We start from the raw sequence: 5,358 nt of genomic DNA, 5'->3' as shown, positions 1-5,358 counted from the left end.
CACGATCACGTCGTCGGCGATGCCGGCGACGACGTCGAGGTCGTGCGTGATGAAGACCATCGCGAGGTCGCGCTCGCGCTGCAGCACCCGGAGGCGGTCGAGGATGCGCGCGCGGACGGTCGCGTCGAGCGCCGAGACCGGCTCGTCCAGCACGAGGAGGTCGGGCGAGACGGCCAGGGCCCGCGCGATCGCGACGCGCTGGCGTTGACCGCCCGAGAGCTGCGCCGGCCGGCGCCGGGCGAACCCGGCGGAGAGGCCCACCTCGGCCAGCAACGCCTCCACCGCGGCCCGCCTGGCGCCGCGCGCCACTCCGCCGGCGGCGACCGCCTCGGTCAGGGTGCGCCCGACGCTCCAGCGCGGGTCGAGCGCGCCCCACGGGTTCTGCTGAACGAGCTGCACGCGACGGCGCGCGGCACCCCGCGCCGCCCGGGGCGTCCACGGCGCCCCGTCGAAGGTGAGGGTCCCGGCATCCGGAGCGGACACCCCGACGATCAGACGGGCGAGGGTGGTCTTACCCGAGCCCGACTCCCCCACCACGGCGAGCGTGCGGCCGCGCCGCAGGGCGAACGAGACGTCGTCGACCGCGGTGCGCTCACCGAACCGCTTGACCAGCCCGGCGCCCGACACCAGTGGTGCATCCGCGCGGGGAGCGCGCCGCAGCGGTTCGTGCGCGATCGCCTCCACCAGCTCGCGCGTGTGCGGGTCGCGGGGGGATGCCAGGATGTCGGCGGTCGGACCGGCCTCGACCGCGCGGCCGGCGTGCATCACGACCACGCGGTCGGCCACGCGCGCGACGGCGCCGAGGTCGTGGCTGATGAAGACCACGGCGACCCCGTCATCCGCGATGCGGCGGAGGAGGTCGAGCACGCGCGCCTGCACGGTGGCATCCAGGGCGGTCGTCGGCTCGTCGGCGACGAGGACGGCGGGGTGGGCGGCGAGGGCCGAGGCGATGAGCGCCCGCTGCCGCAGGCCTCCGGAGAGCTCGTGCGGATATTGACAGGCGCGCACCTCGGGCTCGGGCAGCGACACGCGTCGCAGGGTGTCGAACACGCGCGCGCGCAGGGCCTCCCCGCGCTCCGCGGGTTCGTGGATGCGCACCGGCTCGGCGACCTCGGCTCCGATGGTCCGCAGCGGGTCGAGCGAGACCAGGGCGTCCTGCGACACGAGCGCCACGCGCCGACCGCGCAGCGCGCGCCAGCGGCGGGGCGAGAGGGCGCGCACGTCGGCGCCGTCGATCTCGAGGGCGTCGGCCGACACCGACATCCCCGACGGGACGAGGCCCAGCAACGCCCGGCCGGTCAGCGACTTCCCCGCCCCCGATTCACCGACGATCGCGACGCACTCCCCCGGAGCGACATCGAGGTCGAGGCCCGTGACCAGCGCTCCCGCGGGTCCGTCGATGCGCAGGCCGCGCACGCGCACGCCGCTCACGCGTCCCGCTCCTCGGCCCGGGCCCGCAGGGTGCGGCCGACGACGCTCACGCTCACCACGGTCGCCGTGATCGCCAGCCCCGGGAACACCGCGACCCACGGGGCCTGCAGCAGCAGATTGCGCCCGGCCGAGAGCAGGAGCCCCCATTCCGGCGTGGGCTCGGTGGGACCGAGGCCCAGGAAGCTGAGCCCGGCCGCGGCGAGGATGCTCGTGCCGATGCCGATCGTGGCGAGCACGCTCACCGCCCCGAGCACGCCGGGCAGCACGTGCCGCACGTGCACGACGAACGCCGGGACGCCGACGATACGGGCCGCCTCCACGTGCTCGGCCGCCGCCAGGGAGCGCGTCTGCGCCCGGGCCAGGCGCACGTAGACCGGCACGGCCGCGATGGTGACGGCGACGGCCACGTTCACCGGCCCGGGGCCGAGCAGGGCGACGACGAGCAGGGCGACGAGGAACTCGGGGAACGCCAGCAGCACGTCGACCACGCGCATGGCGGCGGCGTCGACGAGACGAGGTGCCACGGCCGTCAACGACCCGGCGACGACGCCCACGGCGAGGGCCAGGCCCGTGGCGAGCAGCCCGATGCCGACCGATCGCCCGGCGCCGTGCACGACGCGCGAGTAGACGTCGCGACCGCTCTGGTCGGTGCCGAACCAGTGCGCCGCGCTGGGCGGTTGCAGCGCGGCCCGCACGTCGGTGAGCAGCGGATCGTGCGTGGACAGCAGACCTGGGGCGAGAGCCGCGAGTGCGATCACCCCGAGCACCGCCCCGGCGATCGAAAGCGCCGTGATCCGACCGGGGCGCGTCACGCGCCGCGCGGGGGCCGCCACGCTCACGAGGGCACCGCCGCACGTGCGGTGACCGCGGGGCCCGCCGATCGCAAGCGCGGGTCGAGGAGCGGCACGACGAGATCGACCACGGTGTTGACGACGACGAAGACGAGGGCGCTGAGCAGGATGACCCCCGTGATGACCGGGAGGTCGCGATCGGTGATCGCCGTGAGGGTCACGCGCCCGATGCCGGGCCGCGCGAACACCGTCTCGACCAGCACCGCTCCGCCCAGCAACGACCCCACGAGGTAGGCGGCGAGGGTGATCCCGCCCACGCTCGCGTGGCGGAGCGTATGGTGCACGCTCTCGCGCAGCGGCCCCGCGCCCCGCGCCCGCACGGTGAGCAGGAACGGTTCGCGCTCTGCGGCCTGCACGCCGTCGCGCAGCACCTGGGAGAGCAGGGCGGCGACCGGGAGGGCCAGCGTCACGGCCGGCAACACGATGGCCGCGGCATCCCGCGCGCCCGACACCGGGAACCACCCGAGCTGGAACGAGAACACACTCAGCAGCACCAGGCCCGTCCAGAAGACGGGCGACGACAGCACGACCAGCTCGATCCCGGATGCCACGGCCCGGCCCGCGCGTCCGCGCACGAGCAGGGCGGAGGCCAGCGCCAGGACGAGCGCGATCACGAGTGCGAGGGCCGACAGCTGCAGCGTGGGTGCGAGTTGACGCCCGATCACCTCGGTGACCGGCAGTCGCAGCTGATACGACTCGCCCAGGTCGCCGCGCACGAGCCGCCCGAGGAAGGCCCCGTACTGTTCGAGCACCGGCCGATCCAACCCCAGCTCGCGGCGGATGCCCGCCTTGACCTCCTCGCCCACCTGCGCCTGCGGCCCGAGCAGCACCTCGACGGGGTCGCCGGGGATGATCCGGAACGCCACGAACGCGAGCGTCGCCGCGCCCCACAGCACCAGAACCACGGATGCCACGATCCCGCCGAGGCGCGTCAGGATCGCGCGCGGGCGAGAGCGTGGCATCCGGGTTCCGTCGTCGGCGGAGGGCTCAGCCGACCGAGGCGGTGGCGAACAGCGGACGGCCGTAGAGGTCGAACGTCAGGCCTGTGACGTCGGGGCGCACGGCGCTGATGAGGGCGGGGCTGTACAGCGGCACGATGGCGGCGTGCTCGGCGTTCCACTGCTGCACCTGCGCATAGACGTCGTTGCGGGCGTCCGTGTCGGTGGTGGAGGCGCCCTGTTCGAGCAACGCGTCGATCGCGGGATCGCTGACCTGCGAGGCGTTCTGGAAGCCGTCGGTGGCCAGGTGGCTGCGCAGCAGATCGGGGTCGACACCCGAGAAGCCCCAGTCGGTCACGTCGTAGGTCTTGGGACCGTACTGCTCGTTGTAGGCGCCGGGCTCGAGCACCTCGCGCTGCAGGTCGAAGCCGACGGCCTTGAGGTCGCTCTGCACCGCGTTCGCGAGGGCGGCTCGGTCGTCGGGGACCGGGGTCCAGGCGATCCACCGAGCCGTGAGGCGCTGACCGTCCTTGGTGCGGATGCCATCGGCATCCCGTCCGGTCCAGCCGGCCTCGTCGAGGAGCGCATTCGCGGCCGCCTGGTCGAACGGCCAGGCGTTCTCGAGGCTCGCGTCGTAACCGGGGGTGGTGGCGCCGAGGATGCTCCAGGCACGCGGGTACTGACCGAAGAAGATCTCCTGCACGGCGGTGTCGACGTCGATCGCGCGCGTGAACGCCTGGCGCACCTTCTGATCGGCGAAGACGCCGTACTTCTCGTTGAGGAACAGCGAGTACGGCAGGCCCGGATAGGCGATCGACTCGACGGTGTCGTCGGCGGGCACCTGGCTCACGAGGTTGGGCGGCAGGTTGGTCACGACGTCGGCCTGGCCACTGGAGAGGGCGCCGACGCGCACGGACGCCTCGGGGAGGATGTCGACCCGCAGGGTCTTGAACGACGCAACGCCGCCGCCGTCGGGGCCCCAGGCGTAGTCGTCGTTGCGGGTGTAGACGATGTCCTGGTCGGGCGTGTACTCGGTGAGCTCGAAGGGCCCGGTGCCCACCGTGACGCCGGGGCCGCCGGCCTTGAGCTGGTCGGCCCGGGTCTCGAGCACCGCGGGCGAGTAGAAGCCGAGCAGGGCGGTGCTCGCCGCCTGCAGGAACGGCGCGTACGGCTGGCTGAAGCGCACGCGCACGGTGTGCTCGTCGACCACGTCGGTCCCGGCGTAGAGGTCGCCGCCGAGCATGGATGCCGCCTGCGCCGACGCGGTCTCGGGGTCGGCGATGCGGTCGAAGTTCGCCTTCACGGCCGCCGCGTCGAACGGCGTGCCATCGTGGAAGGTCACGTCGTCGCGCAGGCGGAAGAGGTAGCTCGCGCCGCCCTCCTCGACGTCCCACGACTCGGCGAGCCACGGCGAGAACGTCCCGTCGGCCTCCTGATACACGAGCGAGTCGAGCACCGCGCGCTGCACCATGGCCGACACGTCGAGCTGGCTCGTCTGGGGGTCCATGTGGCCCGCGGAGAGGTTGGCGCCCTCGATCGCCCAGACGATCTCGCCATCCCCATCCGCCGCGGGATCGGAGCCGGCGCACGCCGACAGGGAGAGAGCGGCGACCGCGGCGACGGCGACAGTCGACAGCAGGCGGCGGGACAACACGCGACCGGGCAGCGCCCGGCGAGACGGCACAGAAGGCATGAAGCGACCTCAGGATCTTCGATGGGGAGACCCCCAGCCTACTCGCGTTCCTGGACCCGGTGCGGAAACCCCGGTCTTCCCGGTGCGCCCCCACTCGCGCGGCGTCTCCCGCGCGGGTTGCTCCCCGGTACGTCGCGCGCGGCATGACCTCGGCGACGCGCACAACCTCCGCGACGCGCACAGCCTCCGCCGGCATCCGCCCCTCCGGGCTGAGGTTGCGAGAATCGCTGACCTTGCGCGCACGACCCACGCCCAGGGCGGCGCGAGCCACCGGCCGCGGCACGGGGGCGGGCAGCGGCCACGGGCGCGGGCCGCGCCCCACCACGCGCACAACCTCCGCGATGCGCACAACCTCCGCCGGCGTCCGCCCCTCCGAGCTGACATTGCGCGAATCGCTGACCTTGCGCGCACGACCCACGCCCAGGGCGGCGCGAGTCACGGCCGC

General features: G+C 73.9%; 4 protein-coding genes. All 4 read right to left on the bottom strand.

Annotation, left to right across the window (positions count from 1 at the left end):
• Positions 1-1,431 (bottom strand): ATP-binding cassette domain-containing protein (locus ACK4LS_RS14515; RefSeq protein WP_409718753.1); only part of this gene is annotated, 1,431 nt, incomplete at its 3' end.
• Positions 1,428-2,270: an ABC transporter permease gene (locus ACK4LS_RS14510; protein WP_409718750.1), complete on the bottom strand. Its 843-nt coding sequence runs from the start codon at positions 2,268-2,270 to the stop codon at positions 1,428-1,430. The genes ACK4LS_RS14515 and ACK4LS_RS14510, both read right to left, overlap by 4 nt.
• Positions 2,267-3,244, bottom strand: a complete 978-nt coding sequence (locus ACK4LS_RS14505; protein WP_409718747.1) for an ABC transporter permease — start codon at positions 3,242-3,244, stop codon at positions 2,267-2,269. Before ACK4LS_RS14505 ends, ACK4LS_RS14510 begins: the two co-directional genes overlap by 4 nt.
• A 25-nt stretch (positions 3,245-3,269) precedes the next feature.
• Complete coding sequence (locus ACK4LS_RS14500; RefSeq protein WP_409718744.1) at positions 3,270-4,913, bottom strand: ABC transporter substrate-binding protein; 1,644 nt, start codon at positions 4,911-4,913, stop codon at positions 3,270-3,272.
• Positions 4,914-5,358: the final 445 nt, after the last annotated feature.

This window comes from Microbacterium sp. (assembly GCF_046295495.1).
Taxonomy (GTDB): Bacteria; Actinomycetota; Actinomycetes; order Actinomycetales; family Microbacteriaceae; genus Microbacterium.
The sequence above is the reverse complement of the archived record's forward strand: the minus strand, read 5'-3'. Positions and strand labels throughout refer to the sequence as shown.

Bases quoted from the DNA above. Each gene is read 5' to 3' on its own strand.
- ACK4LS_RS14505 (WP_409718747.1), bottom strand. From the start codon at position 3,244: ATGCCACGCTCTCGCCCGCGCGCGATCCTGACGCGCCTCGGCGGGATC.
- ACK4LS_RS14500 (WP_409718744.1), bottom strand. From the start codon at position 4,913: ATGCCTTCTGTGCCGTCTCGCCGGGCGCTGCCCGGTCGCGTGTTGTCC.